The organism is Rhodovulum tesquicola, assembly GCF_024128855.1.
Lineage (GTDB): Bacteria > Pseudomonadota > Alphaproteobacteria > Rhodobacterales > Rhodobacteraceae > Rhodovulum > Rhodovulum tesquicola.
Window position 1 is genome coordinate 1 of sequence record NZ_JAMYDV010000024.1, and the last position, 24,440, is coordinate 24,440.

The window sequence follows — 24,440 nt, forward strand, 5'->3', positions numbered from 1 at the left end:
CGATCTGTCACCAGCTTCACAGCCTCAAACTTGAACTCCTTCGTGAACTTCCGTCTTACCATGTCCGATCTCCAGGTCCTTGGTCACGATCTTATCTTCGTGTCCACGAAACCGGCAGCAGGCCAAGCGCCACCTTCGCCTTGAAGTCCGCGCTGTAGTTCTTCCGTTTGCCAGCCACGCTGTTCGTCCTCGTCTTCCTCGGCGGCAAGCTTAGCAAACTGTCCAGTTTCTGGGGACCACCTCACTGTTCCACAAGGGCCGCGAGGTCGCGCGGCTGAGCGGCGCCCGGCCTGCCGCCGATATCGTGGCCTTCGTGCGCAGCCATGTGGGGGAGACCGCTTGACATCCCCCGCGCCATGGGCCAAATCGGCACGCATCGGGGCCGTAGCTCAGCTGGGAGAGCGCGTCGTTCGCAATGACGAGGTCAGGGGTTCGATCCCCCTCGGCTCCACCAAACCACAGTTTCGGGTTGAAATATCCGCTGACACCTTGAACGGAAAGGTGATTTCAGCGGTTCGACAAGCTTCGCAGCGACCGTAGCGCAAAGGCGCTGCGTAGCGGGCGATCGCGCCAGAGCTTGGCTGTTCGCCGGACAGCCTGCGGGTCTGGGGTCGGCAGGCCGAACGCGATGCCGGGCGGCGGGCCGGACCGACCGGCGACCAGAAGGATCGCATCAAGGATCCGGAACGCGAGGTCCGCGAGTTGCGACAGGCCAACGAGATCCTGAAGAAGGCCAGCGCATGTTTCGCGGCGGCGGAGCTCGACCGCCCGTTCCGCAAATGATCGCGTTCATCGATGATCACCGTGGCGTCCTTGGTGTCGGGCCGGTCTGCCGGGTTCTGGGGATTGCACCATCGACGTATTACGCCTTCAGGGTCGTGGAGCGTGATCCGGACCCGGCATCGGACCGGGCCAGGCAGGATCGCCTGGACATGGCTGCGATCGAGCAGGCCTTCGATGGCCGCCGGGGACGATATGGCGCTCGCAAGGTCTGGCACCAGTTGCGCCGCGCCCGTCATGCCGCCTGTCTCCTGCGCGCGCCCCCATGTCAGACCTGCGCGGCGCGTTTCGCGACCCGAGATCTTCGGGCGCGCCATCCCGCGAGGCCCGTCCGGGGGGCGGGCCTCACTCCCATTCCATCTGCTCATAGGTGGCCTGGGCGTTGCGGCCCGCGAGGCTGTCGAACTGGTCCAGATACGCCCAGGCGGACTGGTCGATGCCGGGGGCGTCGATCATGGTGCCGCCGTCTTCGATCAGCGCGCCGATCCGCGTGCGCAGGTTCAACAGGTAATCGTAGCTGTCGCGTCGCGCGGTGGCGAGATCCGTGGCGGGGCCGTGGCCGGGCACGATATTTGCGGGTTCGAAGGCGGCCATCGCCTCGAACACCTCGATCCAGCTTTTGGCGTCGGATTGCGGGCCGTTGCCCAGGATGCGCCCGACATAGACGATGTCGCCGGTGAACATCACGCCGCGTTCGTCCAGCCAGACGAAGCTGTCGCCGGGCGTATGCGCCGGGCCGCGATGCATGATCTCGAAGCTCATCCCGCCCAGGTCCAGCGTGTGATCGGTCTCGAAGATCACATCCGCATGGCTGGGTTCGGTGCCCGCAAGCCCGTCGCCGATCAACTCGGCCAGCCCCGTCATCTGCATCGAGGCGCGGTCCTGCTGGTCCGCGACGGCGGCCACCGAGGCGATCACGGTCGCCCCCTGCGCCTGCCAGTAGCCATTGCCCAGCCAGCGGTGATCCTGCCCGCCGGTATTGATGACATGGGTCACCGGCTGGTCGGTCACGCCGCGGATGGCCGCATGCAGCATCTCGGCCCCCTGCCACGACCCGCCCGGGTCGATCAGCACCGCACCCGCGCCGGTCACGACAAGGCCGAAAGTGGCGTTGTTGCCCAGATTTTCGGGATCGCGCTGTTCCATCGGGCCGATAATGGCCCAGACATCCTCGGCGACGGGCTGCACCTCCAGCACATCGGCCAGGGCATATGTCGGCAGGGCCACGGCAATGGTGGCCAGCAATCGGAATTTCATCAACGCTCCTCCCCGAGACGATCCTGTCAGGCCGACAGCCAGGCTTCAAGCCTGGCCGCATCGGGCAGTCCACCGGCATGCACCAGCTTGCCATCGACGCTGATGCCCGGGGTGGACATCACGCCCGCCATGGCGATGGACCGGGCGTCGGTGACCTTTTCGACCTCGACCTCCAGCCCGAGGCGGGCGGCGGTCTCACGCACCATCTGCTCGGTCGTCTCGCAGCGCTTGCAGCCGGGGCCGTAGACCTTGACGGTTTTCATGGGCGTCTCCTTTCGGTCAGACGATGGCGTTGAACAGAAAGCCGGTGGCGAGGATGCCCAGGCTGACAACGGCGACGAAGATCGCGATCAGGCGCAATGTCAGCACCTGTTTCAGGATGATCATCTCGGGCAGCGACAGGGCGATCACACTCATCATGAAGGCCAGCACCGTGCCCAGCGCGGCCCCCTTGCCCAGAAGCGCCTCGACGATCGGGATGACGCCCGCGGCATTGGTATACATCGGCACGCCCACGACGACGGCCGCCGGAACCGACCACCACGCCTCGCCGCCCATGATGCGCAGCATCACCGCCTCGGGCACATAGCCGTGGATCAGCGCGCCGATGGAAATGCCGACGACGACCCAGATCCAGACCCGGCCGACGATCTCGCGCACCTGGTCCAGCCCGATCTTCAGCCGGTCGACCATGCCCAGCCGCTCTTGCGGCAGATCGCCCACCGGCGCGGCGGTCAGTTCGCGCACCCAGTCCTGAAGGAAGCGTTCCAGCCGCATCCGGCCCAGCACCCAGCCTGCCACCGTCGCGATGGTGAAGCCGAAGACCAGGTAGAGCGTCGCGACCTGCCAGCCGACCAGACCGTAGAGCAGGCCCAGCCCCACCGGCCCGACCATCGGCCCGGCGATCAGGAAGGAAAACGTCACGCCCAGCGGGATGCCCGCCGAGACAAAGCCGATGAACAGCGGCACCGACGAGCAGGAACAGAACGGCGTCATCACGCCGAGGGTGGCGGCCAGCGGATAGCCCCAGATCTGGCGCCGCCCGGCGAGGATCGCGCGGGTCTTCTCCGGGCTGAACCAGCTGCGCAGGACGCCGGTGACGAAGACGATCAGCGTCAGCAGCAGCAATACCTTGGGCACGTCATAGACGAAGAAGGCCAGCGCCTCGCCGGTATGGCTGTGGCGGTCGACCGGCAGGAGCGACACGACCCATTCCGAGAAGGGCACCAGCTGCCCATAGGCCAGCCACCAGGCCAGCGCCGCGACCGGCAGCCCGGCATACCAGGCCCAGTCGGGCAGGCCGCGGCGGTCGGGGGCTTGGGTTTCGGCACTCACGCGACCTTCCTTTCGGGACTGTCCTGCGCGGCCGCGGCCAGCGCGGCGGTGACGATGGCGCCAAGCTCGGGCGCAAGATCGGGGTTCAGCCGGTAGCGCACCCATTGCGCATCGCGCCGGTCCATCACGAGGCCCGCCAGTTTCAGCACCTTCATGTGGCGCGACATCCGGCTTTGCGTGGCCTCCAGCCGGGCCATCAATTCGCAGACGCAATGCTCGCCGCCATCCGCCAGGATCGCCATCGCCCCAAGGCGGGTCGGTTCGGCAAGGGCGGACAGGACGGCAAGGGGCATGGCAGCGTCTCCTGCGCTTATGCGTTTAACCGCATTCATGGCGCAAATGCGTCCGGAAAGCAACAGCGCCGTCGCGGGCGGCCCGTCCTCTCCGCCCGGCGTCATGGCAAGGCAAGGCGAAGGCCGGCCGGCCCGTTGTCGCAACCCTGGGTCCCGAGGGAGTGCCGGGCAAAACGGGGCAGCCCCCGGTCCCTGCAAGACGCAGGGGGCCCCCTACCCCAGCGCGTATCCCGCGCCGCGCACGGTGCGCACGGGGTCGTCGCCGCCATTCTGGCAGAGCGCCTTGCGCAGGCGGCCGATATGCACATCGACCGTCCGGGTATCCACATAGATGTCGCGCCCCCAGACCCGGTCGAGCAATTGCTCGCGGCTCCAGACCCGGCCGGGCTTTTCCATGAAGGTCGACAGCAGGCGGAACTCGGTCGGTCCAAGTTTCAGCGTCTGGCCGTCGCGGAACACCTTGTGCGTCTCGGGGTCGAGCACGATGTCCTCGAATTCCAGCCGCTGGCCGACCGCGGCGGGCCGCGTGCGGCGCAACAGCGCGCGCACCCGCGCCATCAGTTCGACCACCGAATAGGGCTTCACGACATAGTCATCGGCGCCGGTTTCCAGCCCGCGCACCCTGTCCACCTCTTCGGCGCGGGCCGAAAGCATGATGATCGGAAGCGTCCTGGTGTCGTTGCGGGTCTTGAGCTGGCGGCAGATCTCGATCCCCGAGACCGAGGGCAGCATCCAGTCCAGCACCACCAGATCGGGCACGATCTCGTCCACGAGGATCAGCGCCTCGTCCCCGGTCGCGGCACGGGCCACGCGAAAGCCCTCGGCCTCCAGGTTGTAGGCCAGGACCTCGCGCTGGGCGGGCTCGTCCTCGACGATCAGAACCGTGGGCCGTTCGGCAGGTGACATCGCCTAGACCTTCGGTGCGTCGATGGCGGTGCGGTCGGCCTTGGGCCTGTCGTCCTCGGGCAGTTCGCCGGTCACCAGATAGATCACCTGTTCGGCAATCGAGGTGACGTGATCGCCCATCCGCTCGATGTTCTTGGCGATGAAATGCAGGTGCATGCAGGCGGTGATGTTGCGCGGATCCTCCATCATGAAGGTCAGGAACTCGCGGAACAGCGCGTTGTACATCTGGTCGACTTCCATGTCGCGCAGGCGCACGTCCTGGGCCAGTTCGGCATCGCGCTGGATATAGGCGTCAAGGGCGTCCTTGAGCATCGCCTCGACCGCCATCGCCATGCGCCGGATCGCGCCCGCCGAGCCCTCGATCGGCGACATCTGCACCAGAACCCCGGTGCGTTTGGCCATGTTCTTGGCGTAGTCGCCGATCCGTTCGAGATTGGCGCCGATCTTCATCACGCTCAGCACGGTGCGCAGATCGCCCGCCGAGGGCTGGCGCAGCGCCAGGAGCCGCGCGGCCTCTTCGTTGACGCGCAGTTCCAGTTCGTCCACGGCGCGGTCATTCGCGCGGACGCGTTCGGCGAGTTCCTCGTCGCGGTTCTCAAGCGATTGCGCGGCCTCGAGAATCGCGGCTTCGACCAGCCCGCCCATCTTCATGATGAGGGCCTGGATCGCCTCCAGGTCGCGGTCGTAGGATTTGACGATATGGCGGTCGTTCATCTGCGATCCCTTCTCAGCCGATCCGGCCGGTGATGTAGCTTTCGGTGCGCGGGTCGTGCGGGTTGGTGAAGATCTGGCCGGTCTCGCCGAATTCCACGAGGTTGCCGAGGTGGAAGAACGCGGTCTTCTGGCTGACGCGCGCAGCCTGCTGCATCGAGTGGGTGACGATCACCACCGAATACTGCTCGCGCAGCTCGTCGATCAGCTCCTCGACCTGGGCTGTCGCGATCGGGTCGAGCGCCGAACAGGGCTCGTCCATCAGCAGCACCTCGGGTTCCGTGGCGACCGCGCGGGCGATGCACAGACGCTGCTGCTGGCCGCCCGAAAGGCCGGTGCCGGGTTCCTGAAGCCGGTCCTTGACCTCGTCCCAGATCGCGCCGCGGCGCAGGGCGCGTTCCACGATCTCGTCCAGTTCGGCGCGGGTGCGGGCCATGCCGTGGATCTTGGGGCCATAGGCCACGTTCTCGTAGATCGACTTGGGGAACGGGTTCGGCTTCTGGAACACCATGCCCACCTTGGCGCGCAACTGCACCGGGTCGATCGAGGGCGCGTAGATGTCCTCGCCGTCGAGCGCGATCAGGCCCTCGACGCGGCAGATGTCGATGGTGTCGTTCATCCGGTTCAGGCAGCGCAGGAAGGTCGACTTGCCGCAGCCCGACGGCCCGATGAAGGCGGTGACCGTCTTGTCCTCGATCTCGACATCCACATCCTTGATGGCATGGGTGTCGCCATAGAAGACGTTCACTTTGCGGGCGGCGATCTTCACCTCGTGGGTCACGGCTGTCTTTCCCGAAGCTGGCGTATCATACATGAGGGTGGTCCTTTCGCGGCGCTACCATTTCCGCTCGAACTTGTTGCGCAGGAAAATGGCGATGGCGTTCATGAAGATCAGGAAGGTCAGCAGCACCAGGATCGCCGCCGAGGTCCGGCTGACGAACCCGCGTTCGGGGCTGTCGGCCCAGATGAAGATCTGCGTGGGCAGGGCGGTGGAACTGTCGAAGGGCGTGGCCGGCGCCGAGGTGATGAAGGCGTTCATCCCGATCAGCAGGAGCGGCGCGGTCTCGCCCAGCGCCTGCGCCAGCCCGATGATCGTGCCGGTCAGGATGCCCGGCATGGCCAGCGGCAGCACATGGCCGAACACCACCTGATGCTTGGACGCGCCCACGCCCAGCGCAGCCTCGCGGATCGAGGGCGGCACCGCCTTGAGCGCGGCCCGCGTCGCGATGATGATCGTGGGCAGCGTCATCAAGGCAAGCGTCATGCCGCCCACGAAGGGCGCGGAGCGTGGCATCCCGAACCAGCCCAGGAAGACCGCCAGCGCCAGCAGGCCGAACACCACGGAGGGCACCGCCGCCAGATTGTTGATGTTGATCTCGATCAGGTCCGACACCCTGCTCTTGGGCGCGAATTCCTCGAGATAGATCGCCGCGCCGATCCCGATCGGGAAGGCCAGCAGGAAACAGGTCATCAGGGCGTAGAACGAACCGATGATCGCCCCCTTCAGGCCCGCCAGTTCCGGGAAGCGTGAATCCGCGTTGGTGATCAGCCACCTGTTGAGCGGCTTTGACACCATCCCCAGCTCTTTCAGCAGATCGAAATTGGCGATCTCGTCGTCTTTCAGGCGGCGGTTCGCCTCGGGCGTTTCGCGGTCGATCAGGCCCTTGTTCAGCTGGTCATAGGGATCCGACACCGGCACCCTGACCGCGACCGTCTGGCCGATCAGCGCAGGATCGGCCACCACGCTGTCGCGGATGCTGAACTGCGCGCCATTCGACAGGATCGTGGTCAGCCTGCGCAGTTCAGCCCGGTCATCGGCCACGTCGGGAAACAGCTTGACCATGGTATCGGTGAGGACCTGGCGATAGTTGCCGCGGGCGGGATCGTTGCTGTCGATATGCGCCGGATCAAGGAAGACCTCGATCTGGACGAAGGTCTGGGTAAAGGCGTGACGGCCCGTCGATATCAGCGATGCCACCAGCAGGAACAGCATGCCGAAGGCAATGGTGATCGCGGCCAGGCCGGCCAGCTTGAGGGCGATCTGGCTGCGCTTGCGCTTGTTCAGGCGCGCGGCGAATTCGGGGGCGGTCCAATCGAAACTGCCCGAGGAAGTCTGGTCGGTCATTGCGCGGCCCTCAATCGTAGATTTCGCGATACTTGCGCACGATGCGCAAGGCGAAGATGTTGATGATCAGCGTCATCACGAAAAGCACCATGCCCAGCGCGAAGGCGGCCAGGGTCTTGGGACTGTCGAACGCCGTGTCGCCGATCAGCAGCGTGACGATCTGCACGGTCACGGTGGTGACGCTGTCCAGCGGGTTGATCGTCATCTTGGCGATCAGGCCCGCGGCCATCACCACGATCATCGTCTCGCCGATGGCGCGGCTGACAGCCAGAAGGATGCCGCCGACGATGCCCGGAATGGCCGCCGGGAACAGCACCTTGGAAATCGTCTCGGCCTGCGTGGCGCCCAGCGCCAGCGAGCCGTCGCGCAGGCTGCGCGGCACCGCGGCCAGCGCGTCATCGGCGAAGGAGGAGATGAACGGCACCAGCATGATGCCCATGACCAGCCCCGCGGCCAGCGCCGTATTGGGCGCGATCGGCAGGCCCAGGTCGGTTCCAAAGGACCGGATCGCCGGGGCGATCACGAGGATGGCGAAGAAGCCGTAGACCACGGTCGGAACGCCGGCCAGGATCTCGAGCACCGGCTTGATGACGGCCCGTATCCTGGGCGAGGCGAATTCATGCAGGTAGATCGCCGAGAACAGGCCGATCGGAACCGCGATCACCATCGCCACCGTCGCGATGACCATCGTGCCGAGGAAGACCGGCAGCATGCCGAAGGCGCCCTTGGCGGCGATCTGGTCCTCGCGCAGGGGGATCTGCGGCTCCCAGGACGTGCCGAACAGGAAATCGGTGAACGGGACCATCTCGAAGAAGCGGTAGGTCTCGAACACCAGCGAGCCGACGATGCCGATGGTCACGAAGATCGCCACCGTCGCGCATCCGACCATCAGGCCGAGAACGATCCGTTCCACCCCTTGCCGCGCGCGGAATTCCGCGCGCACGGTCTTGCGGGTCAGCAGGATCAGACCGGCGGTCAACGCGATCGTCAGCACCACCAGCAGCAGCGACGAGGTGCTGCGCAGCGACACCAGCCGCTCGGCGGCCTCGAGCTTCCATTCCTCGGGCGTGCCGAAGATGCGCCCGCCCGCGATCGAACGGATTTCGGACATGATAAGTTGCACCTGGCCGGTGCCGAGACCGTCCAGCGTGCCGTCAGGCAGCCCCGCCTTGATCATGCTCTCGATCACGGTGCCCTGAAGCATCAGCCAGAGGATGATGAAGAAGAACGTGGGCACGAGCGTCACGAGGGCCGAGAACCCGCCGTGAAACCCGTCGAGCGAATGCAGCTTTGTCCCGCCTGCACGGATCGCACGGGCCGCACGCAGATTGAGGATGTATCCGATCACGACCGCAGCGAACAGGATCAGGAAGGCGAAAAGCGTCATTTGGATGCCTGTCGGTTCAAGTGAGGGACGCCCCCGCTTTTGCGGGCGGGGGCGTCGGTCGTCGGGTTCAGGGGGATGCCCTGATTACTGCTTGGCGTCCATCGCGACGGCGTTGATGACGCGCTCCTGCAGCTCGGCGCGACGCTCGTCGTTCAGCGGCACGAGGCCACGCTCGGACAGGTAGCCGCCGGGGGCCAGCGCGTCTTCGGACATGTATTCCTCGACGAATTCCTGCAGGCCGGGGATCACGCCGCGATGCGCGTTCTTGACGTAGAAGAACAGCGGGCGCGACACCGGGTAGGACCCGTCGGCGATGGTGTCGAGGGAGGGTTCGACGCCTTCCAGTTTCACGCCTTTCAGCTTGTCCAGGTTCTCGAAGAGGAACGAGTAGCCGAAGATGCCCTGCGCGTTGGGATCCGATTCAAGGCGCTGAACGATCAGGTTGTCATTCTCGCCGGCCTCGACGAAGGGGCCGTCGGTGCGCATGCGCGAGCAGTTCTCGTTGACCCAGGCGCCGTCGAAACCGCCATCCTTGACGTAGGCCAGTTCCTTGCAGCCTTCGTGCATCGCCAGTTCGACGAAAGCGTCACGGGTGCCCGAGGTCGGGGGCGGCCCCAGAACGACGATGTCGGTGTCGGGCAGGCGGCTGTCGATCTCCGACCACTTCTTGAAGGGGTTCGCAACCCACTCGCCGTTCACCGGAACCTCGGCGCCGAGCGCGAGATAGACTTCACCCAGCGTCAGGTCCCAGTCGAAGTCGTTGGCGCGCGACACGGCCATCGACAGGCCGTCGAAGCCGATCAGCGCCTCGCTCACGTCGGTCACGCCATTTTCGACACAGACGTTCCACTCCGACGCCTTCATGGCGCGCGAGGCGCCGGTGATGTCGGGGAAGCCTTCGCCGATGCCGTTGCAGAAGATCTGCATGCCGCCACCGGTGCCGGTGCTTTCGACGATGGGCGACGACATCCCGGTGTCGTTGGCGAACTGTTCGGCCACGGCCTGAGTATACGGGAACACGGTGGACGAGCCCACAATGCTGATCTGGTCGCGCGCGGAGGCCGCGGTGGCCGAGATGGCCGCGATCGCCAGCGCCGAGGCGGTCACTTTGATATGGGACATGGTAGCTCCTGAAACTTGGGTTCGGGTGCGGATTCGCACCTGCTCCGGCTGCGTACCGGCCCCGCGCGACGCTTATGTAAAACTTAAATGACAGATTTATGACAGCGCATTTCCGGGAGTCGGCGCATGGCGGCCAAGCCGCCACCGACCCCTTGTTACGGAATGTTTTTCCGCCTTGAGTTGTAACAGGACGCAGCCTTGTGGGCCATTGCGGGCGAGGGCAGCGGGCAACCTTTCCCCGGCCATCGACAGAATCGGCGCGACAGTCCTTGGCCGCGCGCAGGATGGCTTGTCGGGTTTCACCGCGCCCGCGGTCGGGCGAGAGGCGCGACCCGTGACCGGGGGGGCCACCGGCTTTTCTGCCGGGGCCGCCGGGCGCAGCGCGGGTGCGGCGGAAAGGATTTACAGAACCGGTTTTCCGGTTATGTTTGCCGAATGACCGCAACCAGTCCCCATGCCCGCGCGCTTGCCGCCCTTGGCCACGATGCCCGCCTGTCGATCTTTCGCCTGCTGGTGAAGGCGGGAAATGCGGGGCTTCGGGTCGGCGATATCGGCGCGCATCTGGGCCTGGCGCCCTCGACGCTGGCGCATCACCTGTCCACGCTGGTCGATGCGGGGCTTGTGCTTCAGGACCGGCAGGGTCGCGAAGTGTTCAACCGCGTGGATTACCCGGCAATGCAGGACCTGGTCGGTTTCCTGACCTCGGAATGCTGCTGCGGCGTCACGGTGCCGTCGGCAGAGGATGCCGCCTGATGCGCCTGTCGGGTCTTTCATTCCCCGAAACATCCACCGCCCCGGAACCCGGACCATGACCGATACAAGCCCTGCCCATGTCACCCTTCGCCGCGGCCTGCAGACCCAGCGCGTCTGGCTTGCCTCGGGGCTGATCCTCGGGACGCTGGCCGTGATCGACCCGACACAGGCCGCGGCCAGCGCGGGGTTCGCGGCGAATGCGTTGCTGAAGACGGCGCCCTTCCTGATCCTGTCCATCGCCATTGCCGCCTGGGCAGGGGCGACCGGGGCCGACAACCTGATCGCCCGGGCCTTCACCGGCGCGCCGGTGGCGATGATCGGGCTGGGCGCGCTGGCGGGGGCGATCTCGCCCTTCTGTTCCTGCGGGGTGATCCCGCTGATCGCGGCGCTGCTGACGATGGGCGTGCCGCTCTCGGCGGTGATGGCCTTCTGGCTGGCCTCGCCGATCATGGATCCGTCGATGTTCGTGCTGACGGCCGGGGTGCTCGGCCTGGAATTCGCGGTGGCCAAGACCCTTGCGGCCTTCGGACTGGGCGTCTGCGGCGGGCTGGTCGTGCATCTGCTCGCACGCGGCGGCGCCCTTGCCGATCCTCTGCGCGAGGGCATCGGCGATGGCGGCTGCGGCGGCGCCCGGGTCCGCGCCCCCAGGCCCGTCGCCTGGCGCTTCTGGACCGAGAGGGAGCGGCGCGCGAAATTCGGCCGGACCGCGGCGAGCACGACCCTGTTCCTGGCCAAGTGGCTGACGCTGGCCTTCATCCTGGAAAGCCTGATGCTGGCCTGGATCCCGGCCGAGACGGTGACCGCCGCGCTGGGCGGAGAGGGGCTGATGCCCATCGTCACCGCGACGCTGGTGGGTGTGCCGGCCTATCTGAACGGCTATGCCGCGCTGCCGCTGGTCGGCGGGCTGATCACGCAGGGCATGGCGCCGGGGGCCGGAATGGCCTTTCTGGTGGCAGGCGGGGTCACCTCGATCCCCGCGGCCATGGCGGTCTGGGCGCTGACCCGGCCGCAGGTCTTTGCGCTATACATCGCGCTGTCGCTGACGGGAGCGCTTGTCGCGGGGCTGCTTTTCCAGCTCTGGGTCATCGCATGAGGGAACGCCGTTTCGCCATTCGGCGCCGCCTGCGGACCCCTGAATGATCCCGAGACTTCCGCCCGAAAGGCGCGGCCTGATCGTCGCGGCGCTTGGCACGTCGCTGACGGTCAGCTGGGCGTCGAGCTACTACATCCCCGCGGTCCTGGCGGTGCCGATGGCGGCAAGCCTTGGCCTGTCGCCGGTCTGGGTCTTCGGTGCCTTTTCCATGGCGATGGTGGTCTCGGCCATGGTCGGGCCCTGGGCCGGGGCGCGGATCGACGGCGCGGGCGGGCGCGGCGTGCTGATGGCGTCGAACCTGATCTTTGCCGCCGGGCTGGTGCTGCTGGCCGTGGCGCCCTCGCCCGCCCTGCTGTTCGCGGGCTGGGCGATCATCGGGCTGGGCATGGGCATCGGTCTTTACGAGGCGGGATTTGCCACGCTGGCGGGCATCTATGGCAAGCAGGCCCGCGGGCCGATCACCGGCATCACGCTGATCGCGGGCTTCGCCAGCACCGTCGGCTGGCCGCTGTCGGGGCTGATGCTGGCGCTCTGGGGCTGGCGCGAGGCCTGCCTGGGCTGGGCGCTGATCCATCTGTGCCTTGCGCTGCCGCTGAACGCCCTGCTGCCGAAAGGGACCGGGTCCTTCACCGGCGCGACCGCCCCCACCGAGGTCGGGCCGCCGCCGTCGCGCCTGGCGCTTGTGCTGCTGGCCTTCGTCTTTGCCGTAACCTGGTTCAACGCGACCGCCATGGCCGCGCATCTGCCGGGGCTGTTGCAGGCCGCCGGGGCCAGCACCGCGGTCGCCATCGCGGCCGGGGCGCTGATCGGCCCGGCCCAGGTCGCGGCGCGGCTGCTGGAATTCGGCCTGCTGCGCCGGTTCCACCCGCTTTTCTCCACCCGCATGGCCGCGGCGGCCCATCCGGTCGCCGCCGTGGCGCTGGTGACCTTCGGCGGCCCGGCCGCCTATGTCTTCGCGCTGCTGCACGGGGCGGGCAACGGCATCCTGACCATCGCCAAGGGCACGCTGCCGCTGGCGCTGTTCGGGGCGGCGGGCTATGGCCAGCGCCTGGGCTGGCTGAACGCCCCGGCCCGCATCCTGCAGGCCGCGGCCCCGCTGATCTTCGGCGCGGCGCTGACGGCCTGGGGGCTGTCGGCGATCTGGCTGACGGCGGGTCTGGGGCTGGCGGCGCTGATCGCCCTGCTGATGCTGAGACGATCCTAGCCCCGCCGGGGCAATTCCCCCGGGAAACCGCGGTTCGACGGGCGTTCAGTGGGTCCAGGTCCCCCGGCGGTCGACCGCGAAATTCTCGGCATAGCCCATCGGCCGGATATTCGGCTTGCGCGTCTTGGGCCGGATGACCACGGCGTCGATGCCGTGGCGGCGGGCGTAATCCTCGGCGGCCTCGCGGCTGTCGAAGCTCAGCCGGACCTGCGACTGGGTGTCGTCGGAACTGGTCCAGCCCATCAGCGGGTCGATCTCGCGGGCGGAGGCGGGGGCGAAGTCCAGAATCCAGTGATGGGTCTTGGCCTGGCCGGACTGCATCGCGGTCCTGGCGGGCTGGTAGATGCGGGCGCGCATGGCGTGACGTCCTCCCCAAATCCTGCTGCGCCTGTTATGGGGGTTCGGGCCGGGGCCTGCAAGGGGCGGCATACCGCAGGATACAACCCGCCGCGCCCCGAGAAGCCTGCCCCTTGAATGCCGCGCCCCGGAGGGCAAGTCTGGGACAGCCGTCCGAGGAATCGCCGCCATGCCCTATTCGACCGAACCGCCCGCGCTGGACGCCCCCCCTGCCCCGACCCGACCGCGCGAGAAGCTGGAGGGCGGCCGGCGCTTCGTCATGCGCACCGAGTTCCAGCCCGCGGGCGACCAGCCCACTGCCATCGCCGCGCTGGCCGGGGGCGTGAATGCCGGGGAACGCGACCAGGTGCTGCTGGGGGCGACCGGCACGGGCAAGACCTTTACCATGGCCAAGGTGATCGAGGAAACCCAGCGCCCCGCCATCATCCTGGCGCCCAACAAGACGCTGGCCGCGCAATTATACGGCGAATTCAAGGGCTTCTTCCCCGAGAACGCGGTCGAGTATTTCGTCAGCTACTACGACTACTACCAGCCCGAAGCCTATGTGCCGCGGTCTGACACCTACATCGAGAAGGAATCCCAGATCAACGAACAGATCGACCGGATGCGCCACTCGGCCACCCGCGCGCTTCTGGAACGTGACGACGTGATCATCGTGGCGTCCGTGTCCTGCATCTACGGCATCGGCAGCGTCGAGACTTACGGCGCGATGACCCAGGACCTGATCGTGGGCCAGAGCTATGACCAGCGCAAGGTGATCGCCGATCTGGTGGCGCAGCAATACCGGCGCAACGACCAGGGGTTCCAGCGCGGCAGTTTCCGGGTGCGGGGCGATGTGCTGGAACTGTGGCCCGCGCACCTGGAGGATCGCGCCTGGCGGATGTCGTTCTTCGGCGAAGAGCTTGAGGCGATTACCGAATTCGACCCGCTGACAGGCCAGAAGACCGACACCTTCGACCGCATCCGGGTCTATGCCAATTCCCACTATGTCACGCCCAAGCCGACGATGCAGCAGGCGGTCCACGCGATCCGCAAGGAGTTGCGCCAGCGGCTGGACCAGTTCGTGCAGGAGGGCAAGCTGCTGGAGGCGCAGCGGCTGGAGCAGCGGACCAATTTCGACCTCGAGATGCTGGAGGCGACCGGCGTCTGCAACGGGATCGAGAACTATTCGCGCTATCTGACGGGGCGCGCGCCGGGCGAGCCGCCGCCCACGCTGTTCGAGTTCATTCCCGACAATGCCATTGTTTTCGCAGATGAATCCCATGTCACCGTGCCCCAGATCGGCGGCATGTACCGGGGCGACTTCCGGCGCAAGGTCACGCTGTCCGAGCACGGGTTCCGCCTGCCCTCCTGCACCGACAACCGACCCCTGAAATTCGAGGAATGGGACGCGATGCGGCCGCAATCGGTCTTCGTCTCGGCGACGCCTGCGGCCTGGGAGATGGAGCAGACCGGCGGTGTGTTCGTGGAACAGGTGATCCGGCCGACCGGGTTGCTGGATCCGCAGATCGAGATCCGCCCCGTCGAGATGCAGGTGGACGACCTGCTGGACGAGGTGCGCAAGGTCGCGGCGCGGGGGTTCCGGACGCTGGTCACGACGCTGACGAAACGCATGGCCGAGGATCTGACCGAATACCTGCACGAACAGGGGATCCGGGTGCGCTACATGCACAGCGACATCGACACCATCGAACGCATTGAAATCCTGCGCGATTTGCGGCTGGGGGCGTTCGATGTGCTGGTCGGCATCAACCTGCTGCGCGAGGGGCTGGACATTCCCGAATGCGGGCTGGTGGCCATTCTGGACGCCGACAAGGAGGGGTTCCTGCGGTCCGAAACGTCCCTCATCCAGACCATCGGGCGGGCGGCGCGGAATGCGGAAGGGCGGGTCATCATGTATGCCGACCGGATCACCGGCAGCATGGAACGCGCGATGCGCGAGACCGATCGGCGGCGGGAAAAACAGATTGCCTACAATAGCTTACACGGGATCACGCCGGAGACCGTGAAGAAGAATGTCGAGGATATCCTGGCCGGGCTCTACAAGGGCGACGTGGACATGAACCGCGTGACGGCGAAGGTGGACAAGCCGCTGCACGGCGCCAACCTGGAGGCGCATCTGGACGGGCTGCGGGCGGCGATGCGCAAGGCGGCCGAGAACCTGGAATTCGAGGAAGCCGCCAGATTGCGCGATGAAATCAAGCGGTTGGAGGCCGTGGACCTGGTGCTGTCCGACGACCCGCTGGCCCGGCAATCGGCGGTGGACGACGCGGTGGAGGCCGCGATGGGGGCCAAGGGACGCTCGACCGCGGGACGGGCCGGACAGCGCGGGGGCAAGCGCGGGCGGCGGTAGCGCAGGGTCCGCGTTGCGGCGCGATTCGTGGTTAACGGCCTTGTCTTGCAGGGTTTCGGCGGTCGGACCCGCATCGGAATTCCATCGGACTTTCATCGGACCTTTTTCGGACCCGGTGGGCGGTTAACGTGGCGTGCGGAAGGCAACTGGGGGCGGTGGGTTGGCACCCACCCTACGGGCGGGACCGATCGCGCCCGCCCCAGGCCGACCGGTCGCGGCTGGCTCTCGACGACCCCGATCGTCCGACCCGTCGACAATGTCGCCCGGACCATGGCGCCCCGATCTGGACCAAGCCGAACGGCACCTTCATCGTCAGGCAGGTCTGAATCGCGGCATCGCTGCACCCGGACTCTCGGCCGCTCTTGCCGGTCGGCACGGCCCCCCGGGTCGTCGCGGGATGAGATCGGGCTGTCGGCAACCCGCGGCGCTTGCGCGCGGCCCTGCGGGCTGGGCAGTTCCGGGTCTTGTGGGCAAGGGGGGGACGGTCTGCCCATGCCCTCCAGCCGCCAACCGGATTCACGACATCAATAGCCCGCGGGACTTGCGCTAACGGGCCCGTCCCGGCATCAAATGGCGCGTGGGAAACAGCGGCATGACCGGCGCCCGCCTAATCCGGCGGCTCTGACGTGTCGTGGTTATGGACGGTGCCGTCCGCGCAGGTCGTCCGGTACTTCCCTGTTTGCGGGTCGTAAATGGTCCGGACAAGCGCCGGGCGAGTTCCCTGGACGGGTTTCAAATTCGGGGAATTGCAATCATGCTCTGACATGGGTCAAGGTCCTGCTGTGGCCCGGACCGTCGGCATCATGCCGCCCGGCCCCGGCATTGGTGGTCGTGACACCGCGTCGGGGCGCACGGAACGTGTCCCCCAAAACGGTGTGATGGCAAGGCTGCATCGACTGACCTGACAAATCCTGTCATGGGAGGGAATAACGTTTCCCGCCCGACCAGAGCGTTGGCGGTATTGAACCAGGCGGGTTGGCACCCACCCTACGCTTGCTTGGAACCGACGCGAGCTTGTCAAACCTCGGGATCCCGAGGTCAATTGGTGTTTGCGGTCACCGTCATATTCTGTGGCTGACTTCCAAACGCGGTAATCAACCCTCGGATCCACGCTCCAATCATTAGAGGAATGGCGATGATCGCGAGAAAGCCCAGACGAGACACAGACAAGGCCAGGCCGAACCCGAATACCACGATTTGCGCTATGCCCTGTCCGACCTGACCCACAAAGCCGGAGCCCAATCCGAGAATCAAGATATTGGAAATTATCGCCAATGCGTTCATCACACACCTCCCTCGTAAAAACACCCGCGCGAATCTTTCAAATCCGGCATCAAAGTCAAGCACGCACTCGGTGCGACATTTCGAAAGCGATCATATGCGCCGTCTGTCAATGCCAAAGACGAAACAGAAGTGGCACGCAATTGCGCCCCGAGAGCGATGAAATCTTCAATGTGAGCTGCGCGATTGTCGCGATTTTTGGTTCGCTCCTCTTTACCCGGCCCGCCCCGCCATAGACCACCCCTCGATCCGACCGACGTCTCCACGGCCTCTTTCATCGTCGATTGCCGGGCCAGGAAGGGATGGTCAGAGACCGCGATGTCCACCGCCTCCATCCACCCGGTTTCGTCGCGCTGTCGCGCGGTCTCCTCAATTGCCGTTCTGCCAAGGCTGGGTGCCAACCCACCGCCCCATCCCACGCAGGACGAGGCCACCGCTCAGATGCAGCGTCCGCCGTCCACCTCGAGCGCGGCGCCGGTGATCATGGCGGCCTCGTCCGAGCAGAGGAAACAGGCGGCGTTGCCCATGTCCTCGGGGGTCGAGAACCGGCCGAGCGGGATGGTGGCGAGGAATTTCGCGCGCATCTCGGGCGTGTCCTCGCCCAGGAAGCTTTTCAGCAGCGGTGTTTCGCCCGCGACGGGGCAGAGCGCGTTGACCCGCAGGCCATGGGGGGCCAGTTCGACGGCCATCGCCTTGGTCGCGGTGATCATCCAGCCCTTGGACGCGTTGTACCAGTTCAGCCGCGGCCGGGGCGAGAGGCCGGCGGTCGAGGCGATGTTCAGGATCGCGCCTGCGCCGTTGCCCTTCATGTGCGGCACCAGGTGGCGGGCGGTCAGGAAGACCGACTTGGCGTTGACCGCCAGCACGCGGTCGAATTCGTCCTCGGTGACCTCTTCCAGCGGCTTGGGCAGGTGGGTGATCCCGGCATTGTTCACCAGGATGTCGAGCCGTCCGAACGCGGCCAGCGCGGCATGGGCCATCGCGCCGACCGCGGCGTTGTCGGCCACGTCCACGGCTTGTGCGAGGCCGCCGATCTCGGCCGCGATTGCCTCGGCCGCGCCCATGTCGATATCGGCCACCATGACCCGCGCGCCTTCGGCCGCGAACCTGCGCGCGATGCCCGCGCCGAAGCCCGAGCCGCCGCCCGTGACGATCGCGGTCTTTCCGTCCAGTCGCATCCCGTTCTCCCTCAGCCGTGGCGTGCGGCGACCGTCTTGACCGTCGAGAACCCGTAAAGCGCCTCGAAACCCTTTTCGCGGCCATGGCCGGACAGGCCGGTGCCGCCGAAGGGCAGTTCGACGCCGCCGCCCGCGCCGTAATTGTTCACGAACACCTGCCCGGCCCGCAAGGCGCGTGCCAGCCGCATCTGCCGGGCGCCGTCGCGCGACCAGATCGCGGCGACAAGGCCGTAGGCGGTGCCGTTGGCGATGGCTGTGGCCTCGTCCTCGTCCTCGAAGGGGATCAGCGCCTGAACGGGGCCGAAGATCTCGTCCTGCGCCAGCCGATGGGCGGGCGGAACGTTCGCCAGCAGGCGCGGGGCGACATAGTGGCCGCCCGCGGGCGCGTTGCCGAGGATCGTGCCTTCGGCGGCGGTTTCGAGATCCGCGCCCTCGGCCAGGAAGCCCTGGACGATCTGCTTCTGGCGGGCCGAGATCAGCGGGCCGAGGTCGAGATTGTCGAGCGCCGGGCCGACCTTCAGCGCGCGGTAGCGCTCGGCCATCCGGGCGAGCACCTCATCGTAGACGGGCCGCTGGACCAGGATGCGCGAGGCGGCCGAGCAGGTCTGGCCCGCGTTCTGGATGCCCGCATTGACGAGGAAGGGCAGCGCGGCGTCGAGATCGGCATCGGCGAAGACGATCTGGGGCGACTTGCCCCCCAGTTCCAGCGTGACCGGCACCACGTTCTGCGCGGCGGCCGCCTGCACCAGCCGCCCGACATTCAAGGACCCCGTGAACGAGATGTGGTTGACGCCCGGATGCGCCGCCAGCGCCGCGCCCGCCTCTTCGCCCAGGCCCGGGACCACGTTCAGCGCGCCGGGCGGCAGGCCGGCCTCTTCGGCGAGGCGGGCGAAGGCCAGCGCCGTGAGGCAGGCCTCCTCGGCGGGTTTGAGCACCACGGCATTGCCCATCGCCAGCGCCGCCCCGACCGAGCGGCCGATGATCTGCATCGGGTAGTTCCAGGGGATGATGTGGGCGGTCACGCCATGCGGCTCGCGCAGGGTGTAGACGGTGTAGCCGTCCAGATAGGGGATGGTCTGGCCCATCACCTTGTCGGCGGCGCCGCCGTAGAATTCCATGTAGCGCGCCAGCGCCAGCGCGTCGGCGCGGGCCTGGGCGAGCGGCTTGCCGACATCGGTCGCCTCGATCCCCGCCAGTTCGTCGGCGCGGCCGCGCACGAACTGGCCGATCCTTGCCAGGACGCGCCCGCGTTCGGCCGCCGTCGCCCGGCCCCAGGCGCCGCGGCGGGCGTCCTGCGCGGCGGTCACGGCGGCGTCGATATCGGCCGCCTGCCCCCGTGCGATGCGGCCGATTTCCGCGCCGGTCGAGGGATCCTCGATGGGCAGGGTCTCGCCGCCCCGGGGCGGGGTCCAGTGCCCGGCGATGACGCAGCGGTCGGTGGGAAACCAGAGGTCGCGGAGGAGGTCGTTTGTCATGCGGGCACCTTGAGGTCCGGCGCGTCGGCCATCGGATCCTTGGTACAGCGATGTCCCGGCGCGCGCAGCCCCTTTTCGGCCGGTCCGCGCCGCCGGATCTGCGCGCTTGCCCGGGCGCGCGGCACGCGGCATAGTCCGTCCGGGCCGCGTGGCGATGGCGTCGCCGCAGGGGCTTTGCCCCCATGGCCCGGGCCGCGTGCCCCGTTTCCTGAACGCCGGGACCCCACTTGGCCCGGCAGCCCCGGGCCGACCGCTCGGAGGTTTCGATGACCCGACCCGACTTTTTCCGCTTTCACAATGGCGACAAGGTGGCCCTGCCCTTTTCGCAGGACGAATACGACACCCGCCTGATGGGCCTGCGCTCCGCGATGGATGCGACCGGCGCCGAGGTGGCGGTGCTGACCTCGATGCAGAACATCGCCTATTACTCGGGCTTTCTCTATTGCTCGTTCGGCCGGCCCTATGGGCTGGTCGTGACCGCCTCGGACGCGGTGACGATCAGCGCAGGCATCGACGCGGGCCAGCCCTGGCGGCGCTGCGCGACCGACAACCTGACCTATACCGACTGGGCGCGCGACAATTTCTGGCGCGCGGTGGCGCATGTGGCGGGCACGGGCCGCGCCGTGGGGTATGAGGGCGATCACCTGACGCTGGGGCAGAAGGGCAGGCTGGATGCCGTCCTGTCCCCGCGCGAGAGCGTGGACCTTGCCCCGGCCACGATGCAGCAGCGGATGCGCAAGAGCCCGGCCGAGATCGAGCTGATCCGCGCGGGCGCGGCCGTGGCGGATGTGGGCGGCTATGCCATCCGGGACGCGGTGCGCGAGGGCACGCGGGAAATCGACGTGGCCATGGCGGGGCGCGACGCGATGGAACTGGAAATCGCGCGGCGGTTTCCCGACGCCGAGTATCGCGATACCTGGGTGTGGTTCCAGTCGGGGCTGAACACCGATGGCGCGCATAACCCGGTGACGGCCCGGCAGTTGCAGCGGGGCGATATCCTGTCGCTGAACACCTTTCCGATGATCTCGGGCTATTACACCGCGCTGGAACGGACGATGTTCGTGGGCGAGGTGGATGCCGCCAGCCTGGAGATCTGGCAGGCCAATGTCGCCGCGCATGAATACGGCATGTCGCTGCTGAAACCCGGCACCACTTGCGCCGAGGTGACCCATGCGATCAATGCCTTCCTCGAGGACCGGGGCCTGTTGCAGTATCGCAGCTTCGGCTATGGCCATTCCTTCGGCGTGCTGTCGCATTACTATGGCCGCGAGGCGGGGCTTGAGTTGCGCGAGGATATCGACACGGTGCTGGAACCCGGCATGGTGATCTCGATGGAGCCGATGCTGACCATCCCGCAGGGCCAGCCCGGCGCGGGCGGCTATCGCGAGCATGACATCCTGATCGTCACCGGGACCGGCGCCGAGAACATCACGGGCTATCCCTATGGCCCCGCGTTCAACGTGGTGGGCTGACATCGCGCCCGGCCGTCGCCCCGATCCGGGCGACGGCCAGCGGCAGCGCCACGGTCAGCACCAGCAGCCGGAACACATGATGCGCCGCGACAAAGGCCGGGTCCGCGCCCAGCAGGAGCGACATGGCCATCATCGTTTCCAGCCCGCCGGGGGCAAAGGCGATCAGCGCGGTCAGCATCGGCAGGTCGAGCAGCACCGCCACCAGCGCCGCGGCGGCCAGCGACAGCAGGGCGGCGAACAGGGTCAGCAGGCCGGAGGCGCCCAGCGCCTGCCAGACCATGCGCGGCGTGACGCCCGCAAACCGCGTGCCGATCAGCGTGCCCATCACCGTGAAGGCCGGGATCGCCAGCCATGCGGGCACCGCACCCGACACGACCCCGCTGGCATGGCCCAGCGCAGAGACCGCCATGCCCCCGAACAGCAGCGCCGCGGGCACCCGAAGCCTGCGGAACAGCAGCCCGGCCAGAACGGCCAGCGCGACCACCAGCGCCAGCACCGCCAGCGGCATCGCCTCGGGGCCGGGCGGCAGCACGGGCAGGTCGCCGCCGCCGATCAGCGGCGCGGCGAAGGGCACGATCAGGGTCAGCGCCAGAACCCGGATGGTCTGGATCAGCGTCACCCGCGGCAGGTCGGCGCGGACATCCGAGGACAGGCTGAGCACGAAGCTCAGATGCCCCGGCGTCGCGGCCAGAAGCGCGCTCATCCGGTCGAAGCCGAACCGCCAGACCAGCAGCCGCGCGCCCAGCGCCATGATCGCGAGCACCGTGAGGGCCAGCAAGGCAAGGCTGAGTGGCCAGCGCGCGGCGGTCGCCACCGTCTCGGGCGTGACGCCTGCGCCGATATTCAGCCCGATCAGCAGGAAACAGCCATCGCGCAGCCAGACGGGCAGCGCGACCGGCGCCCCGGCCAGCGCCAGCAGCGTCACGCAGAGCGCAGGCCCGGTCAGGAAGGGCGCGGGCACGCCCAGCATGGCGGCCAGCGCCGCACCCGCGGCACCGGTGGCAAGGGTCAGGAACGCGGGCAGCATGGGCATCCGGGGCAAGGGGGTTTCGAGAGGGCCATGAACCGCGGCAGGCGCGCGAATGTCAATTCGCTGCCGCAGCATCGTCACAGCGGCCTGGCAGATGGGCGCGGATCGGCAAAGGCGAGTTGACTTGGCCGCCCTGCTGTCGCATCGGCTTGGCCAAACCCCAGGGCAGGGAGATTTGAGATGAAGATCGCGATGATCGGCACGGGCTATGTGGGCCTTGTGTCGGGGGTGTGTTTCTCCGATTTCGGGCATGAGGTCGTCTGCGTGGACAAGGATCCGCGCAAGATCGAGATGCTGAACCGCGGCGAGGTGCCGATCTACGAGCCCGGCCTCGATACGGTGATGGCGCGCAACGTGGCGGCCGGGCGGCTGAGCTTTACCGGCGATCTGGCGGCAGCGGTGGACGGGGCGGATGCGGTCTTCATCGCGGTCGGCACGCCGACGCGGCGCGGCGATGGCCATGCGGACCTGACCTATGTGATGGCCGCGGCCGAGGACATCGGGCGCGCGCTGACCGGCTATGCCGTGATCGTCACGAAATCGACCGTTCCGGTGGGCACCAACCGGCAGGTCGCGGCCGCGGTGCGGGCGGCCAATCCGGCGGCCGAGTTCGATGTCGCCTCGAACCCCGAATTCCTGCGCGAAGGGGCGGCGATCGACGATTTCATGCGGCCCGACCGGGTGGTGGTCGGCATCGAGACCGAGCGCGCCCGCGCGGTGATGGCCGATATCTACCGCCCGCTGTTCCTGCGCGAATTTCCCGTCGTCTATACCGACCTCGAATCGGCCGAGATGATCAAATATGCCGCGAACGCCTTTCTCGCGACCAAGATCACCTTCATCAACGAGATGGCGATGCTGTGCGAGAAGGTCGGCGCCGACATCAAGGCGGTGTCCAAGGGCATGGGGCTGGATGGCCGGATCGGCAACAAGTTCCTGCATGCAGGCCCCGGCTATGGCGGGTCGTGCTTTCCCAAGGACACGCAGGCGCTGGCCCGGATCGGGCAGGATTTCGCCTCGCCCTGCGCGATCACCGAGACGGTCATCGCGGTCAATGACCGGGTCAAGCGGCGGATGATCGACAAGGTGGTGGATCTGTGCGGCGGCACGGTCAACGGCAAGACGATCCTGGTGCTGGGCGTCACCTTCAAGCCCAATACCGACGACATGCGCGATGCGCCCGCGCTGACCATCGTGCCCGCGCTGGTGGGCGGCGGGGCAAAGGTGCGCGTGGTCGACCCGCAGGGCCGGCGCGAGGGCGAGGCGCTGTTGCCCGGCGTCATCTGGGCCGAGGATCCCTATGCCGCGGCCGAAGGCGCCGATGCGCTGGTGATCCTGACCGAGTGGAACGAGTTCCGCGGGCTCGACCTGGGCCAGATGGCGCAGCGGATGGCGCATCCCCGGATGGCCGACCTGCGCAATGTCTACCCGCCCGAGGATGTGCGCGAGGCAGGATTCGAGGCCCATGTCGCGGTCGGCCGCAAGGGCTTCGGGCTCGAGGGCTGAGGGGGATGGGCCAGAGCCTGCCGGACGATCTGTTCTTCGTCGCCTCGAAGATCGTCTGGGGGCTTCTGCGCGCCGACACGGTCCTGCTGATCCTGCTGGCGGCGGGACTTTGGACGATGTGGGCGGGACGGCCCGAGCTTGGCCGCGGGCTTGTCACCGCGGCGGCGCTGGGCGGGGCGGTGATCGCGCTGAGCCCGCTGTCCAACGCGCTGCTGCGCGGGATCGAAGGCCGCCATCCCGTGCCGGAGGTGGCCGGGCCGGTGGCCGGGATCGTGATCCTTGGCGGCGCCGAGGATCCGGCGGGCACGCTGGCCTGGGGGCCGCCCTCGCTGAACGAGGGGGGCGAGCGGTTCTTCGCCGCGCTGGAACTGGCGCGGCTGCATCCCGAGGCTGTGGTGATGTTCACCGGGGGCAGCGGGCGGCTAGGCGGATCGGACCTGCCCGAGGCCGAGGTGGCGCGGCGCGTGCTGACCGGGGCGGGGCTGGATCCCGCGCGGCTGATCCTGGAAGGCGCCTCGCGCAACACGGCCGAGAATGCGCGGCTGGGCCGGGCGTTGGCGCCGGACCGTCCGGGGCAATGGCTGCTGGTGACGAGCGCCTTTCACATGCCGCGCGCGGTGGAAACCTTCTGCGCGGCGGGCTGGCGCGAATTGACGCCCTATCCGGTCGATTTCCGCAGCCGTCCGGGCGCGGGGCTGCGCTGGGCACCGGCCGAAAGCCTGCTGGACTTCAACCTTGTGCTGCACGAATATCTGGGTCTTGCCGCCTATCGCGCGACCGGCCGGGCGGCGACGCCCGCGGGGTGTCTGGTGCGGCCCTGAC

The 24,440-nt window shown here is 67.5% G+C and carries 23 protein-coding genes, 1 tRNA gene, 3 pseudogenes and 1 other annotated feature; of the genes and pseudogenes, 10 read left to right on the top strand and 17 right to left on the bottom strand.

What is annotated here, in order from left to right; genetic code table 11:
* The first annotated feature begins 378 nt into the window (after positions 1 to 378).
* The 3 genes and pseudogenes from NHN26_RS14960 to NHN26_RS17750 all read left to right on the top strand — a co-directional run.
* A tRNA-Ala gene (locus NHN26_RS14960) sits at positions 379 to 454 on the top strand.
* 110 nt (positions 455 to 564) lie between these two features.
* Positions 565 to 870 (top strand): annotated as a pseudogene (locus NHN26_RS14965) (IS3 family transposase); the annotation flags it as partial.
* Positions 738 to 854, top strand: a sequence feature (AL1L pseudoknot). Its footprint overlaps the pseudogene before it by 117 nt.
* Positions 871 to 878: 8 nt before the next feature.
* Positions 879 to 1,010, top strand: a pseudogene (locus NHN26_RS17750) (IS3 family transposase); the annotation flags it as partial.
* Positions 1,011 to 1,125: 115 nt separating this feature from the next.
* On the opposite strand, the gene NHN26_RS14970 reads toward NHN26_RS17750, so the two are convergent.
* The 10 genes from NHN26_RS14970 to NHN26_RS15015 all read right to left on the bottom strand — a co-directional run bounded on the left by NHN26_RS14970 (position 1,126) and on the right by NHN26_RS15015 (position 9,916).
* Positions 1,126 to 2,037 carry an MBL fold metallo-hydrolase gene (locus NHN26_RS14970; RefSeq protein ID WP_253090169.1) on the bottom strand — a complete coding sequence of 304 codons (912 nt, stop codon included), beginning with the start codon at positions 2,035 to 2,037 and terminating at the stop codon, positions 1,126 to 1,128.
* Positions 2,038 to 2,063: 26 nt separating this feature from the next.
* A complete protein-coding gene (locus NHN26_RS14975; protein WP_253090170.1) occupies positions 2,064 to 2,300 on the bottom strand; it encodes a thioredoxin family protein in 237 nt (78 codons plus the stop codon).
* A 16-nt stretch (positions 2,301 to 2,316) separates the two neighbouring features.
* Positions 2,317 to 3,372: a permease gene (locus tag NHN26_RS14980; RefSeq protein WP_132693622.1), complete on the bottom strand. Its 1,056-nt coding sequence runs from the start codon at positions 3,370 to 3,372 to the stop codon at positions 2,317 to 2,319.
* Complete coding sequence (locus tag NHN26_RS14985) at positions 3,369 to 3,665, bottom strand: ArsR/SmtB family transcription factor (protein WP_253090171.1); 297 nt, start codon at positions 3,663 to 3,665, stop codon at positions 3,369 to 3,371. The genes NHN26_RS14980 and NHN26_RS14985 overlap by 4 nt, the downstream gene beginning before the upstream one ends.
* Positions 3,666 to 3,878: 213 nt before the next feature.
* On the bottom strand, positions 3,879 to 4,571 hold the full coding sequence (gene phoB / locus NHN26_RS14990; RefSeq protein WP_132695241.1) for a phosphate regulon transcriptional regulator PhoB: 693 nt from the start codon (positions 4,569 to 4,571) through the stop codon (positions 3,879 to 3,881).
* Positions 4,572 to 4,574: 3 nt separating this feature from the next.
* Positions 4,575 to 5,285, bottom strand: coding sequence for a phosphate signaling complex protein PhoU (gene phoU, locus NHN26_RS14995; protein WP_253090172.1), 711 nt, complete (start codon positions 5,283 to 5,285; stop codon positions 4,575 to 4,577).
* Positions 5,286 to 5,298: 13 nt separating this feature from the next.
* Positions 5,299 to 6,096 carry a phosphate ABC transporter ATP-binding protein PstB gene (gene pstB, locus NHN26_RS15000; RefSeq protein WP_253090173.1) on the bottom strand — a complete coding sequence of 266 codons (798 nt, stop codon included), beginning with the start codon at positions 6,094 to 6,096 and terminating at the stop codon, positions 5,299 to 5,301.
* A gap of 21 nt (positions 6,097 to 6,117) precedes the next feature.
* Positions 6,118 to 7,407, bottom strand: coding sequence for a phosphate ABC transporter permease PstA (gene pstA / locus NHN26_RS15005; protein WP_253090174.1), 1,290 nt, complete (start codon positions 7,405 to 7,407; stop codon positions 6,118 to 6,120).
* 10 nt (positions 7,408 to 7,417) lie between these two features.
* Positions 7,418 to 8,794, bottom strand: coding sequence for a phosphate ABC transporter permease subunit PstC (gene pstC, locus NHN26_RS15010; RefSeq protein ID WP_253090175.1), 1,377 nt, complete (start codon positions 8,792 to 8,794; stop codon positions 7,418 to 7,420).
* An 84-nt stretch (positions 8,795 to 8,878) separates the two neighbouring features.
* Positions 8,879 to 9,916: a substrate-binding domain-containing protein gene (locus tag NHN26_RS15015; protein ID WP_253090176.1), complete on the bottom strand. Its 1,038-nt coding sequence runs from the start codon at positions 9,914 to 9,916 to the stop codon at positions 8,879 to 8,881.
* Between the two features lie 435 nt (positions 9,917 to 10,351).
* Between NHN26_RS15015 and NHN26_RS15020 the strand changes: the two genes are divergently transcribed.
* From NHN26_RS15020 to NHN26_RS15030, 3 genes are read left to right on the top strand one after another with little or no spacing between them, the layout of a single operon-like run.
* Positions 10,352 to 10,669, top strand: a complete 318-nt coding sequence (locus tag NHN26_RS15020) for an ArsR/SmtB family transcription factor (RefSeq protein WP_253090177.1) — start codon at positions 10,352 to 10,354, stop codon at positions 10,667 to 10,669.
* Between the two features lie 55 nt (positions 10,670 to 10,724).
* Positions 10,725 to 11,762, top strand: a complete 1,038-nt coding sequence (locus NHN26_RS15025) for a permease (RefSeq protein ID WP_253090178.1) — start codon at positions 10,725 to 10,727, stop codon at positions 11,760 to 11,762.
* Positions 11,763 to 11,805: 43 nt separating this feature from the next.
* Positions 11,806 to 12,966, top strand: a complete 1,161-nt coding sequence (locus NHN26_RS15030) for an MFS transporter (protein WP_253090179.1) — start codon at positions 11,806 to 11,808, stop codon at positions 12,964 to 12,966.
* A gap of 45 nt (positions 12,967 to 13,011) precedes the next feature.
* On the opposite strand, the gene NHN26_RS15035 is transcribed toward NHN26_RS15030, so the two are convergent.
* Positions 13,012 to 13,323 (bottom strand): ETC complex I subunit, encoded by a 312-nt coding sequence (locus tag NHN26_RS15035; RefSeq protein WP_253090180.1) that lies wholly within the window; start codon positions 13,321 to 13,323, stop codon positions 13,012 to 13,014.
* Positions 13,324 to 13,492: 169 nt separating this feature from the next.
* Here NHN26_RS15035 and uvrB point away from each other — a divergent pair, with 169 nt between their 5' ends.
* A complete protein-coding gene (gene uvrB, locus NHN26_RS15040) occupies positions 13,493 to 15,676 on the top strand; it encodes an excinuclease ABC subunit UvrB (RefSeq protein ID WP_290442992.1) in 2,184 nt (727 codons plus the stop codon).
* Between the two features lie 289 nt (positions 15,677 to 15,965).
* On the opposite strand, the pseudogene NHN26_RS17710 reads toward uvrB, so the two are convergent.
* The 5 genes and pseudogenes from NHN26_RS17710 to NHN26_RS15065 form a co-directional block, all read right to left on the bottom strand.
* Positions 15,966 to 16,170 (bottom strand): annotated as a pseudogene (locus NHN26_RS17710) (IS5/IS1182 family transposase); the annotation flags it as partial.
* Positions 16,171 to 16,714: 544 nt separating this feature from the next.
* Entirely contained in the window at positions 16,715 to 16,960 is a 246-nt protein-coding gene (locus NHN26_RS15050; protein WP_253090181.1) for a hypothetical protein, read from the bottom strand.
* A complete protein-coding gene (locus NHN26_RS15055) occupies positions 16,960 to 17,292 on the bottom strand; it encodes a hypothetical protein (RefSeq protein WP_253090182.1) in 333 nt (110 codons plus the stop codon). The genes NHN26_RS15050 and NHN26_RS15055 overlap by 1 nt, the downstream gene beginning before the upstream one ends.
* 102 nt (positions 17,293 to 17,394) lie before the next feature.
* Positions 17,395 to 18,135, bottom strand: a complete 741-nt coding sequence (locus NHN26_RS15060) for a glucose 1-dehydrogenase (RefSeq protein WP_253090183.1) — start codon at positions 18,133 to 18,135, stop codon at positions 17,395 to 17,397.
* 11 nt (positions 18,136 to 18,146) lie between these two features.
* Positions 18,147 to 19,610, bottom strand: a complete 1,464-nt coding sequence (locus tag NHN26_RS15065; RefSeq protein ID WP_253090184.1) for an aldehyde dehydrogenase family protein — start codon at positions 19,608 to 19,610, stop codon at positions 18,147 to 18,149.
* Positions 19,611 to 19,876: 266 nt separating this feature from the next.
* Between NHN26_RS15065 and NHN26_RS15070 the strand changes: the two genes are divergently transcribed.
* The gene (locus tag NHN26_RS15070; protein ID WP_253090185.1) at positions 19,877 to 21,082 is read left to right on the top strand and encodes an aminopeptidase P family protein; all 1,206 of its coding nucleotides are present in this window, start codon (positions 19,877 to 19,879) and stop codon (positions 21,080 to 21,082) included.
* Here the strand turns inward: NHN26_RS15070 and NHN26_RS15075 are convergent.
* Positions 21,066 to 22,109: an AbrB family transcriptional regulator gene (locus NHN26_RS15075; protein ID WP_253090186.1), complete on the bottom strand. Its 1,044-nt coding sequence runs from the start codon at positions 22,107 to 22,109 to the stop codon at positions 21,066 to 21,068. The two genes, NHN26_RS15070 and NHN26_RS15075, sit on opposite strands and share 17 nt — an antisense overlap.
* Before the next feature lie 183 nt (positions 22,110 to 22,292).
* Here NHN26_RS15075 and NHN26_RS15080 point away from each other — a divergent pair, with 183 nt between their 5' ends.
* A complete protein-coding gene (locus tag NHN26_RS15080; protein ID WP_253090187.1) occupies positions 22,293 to 23,618 on the top strand; it encodes a UDP-glucose dehydrogenase family protein in 1,326 nt (441 codons plus the stop codon).
* Between the two features lie 5 nt (positions 23,619 to 23,623).
* The gene (locus NHN26_RS15085; RefSeq protein ID WP_253090188.1) at positions 23,624 to 24,439 is read left to right on the top strand and encodes a YdcF family protein; all 816 of its coding nucleotides are present in this window, start codon (positions 23,624 to 23,626) and stop codon (positions 24,437 to 24,439) included.
* The last annotated feature ends 1 nt before the right edge of the window (position 24,440 follow it).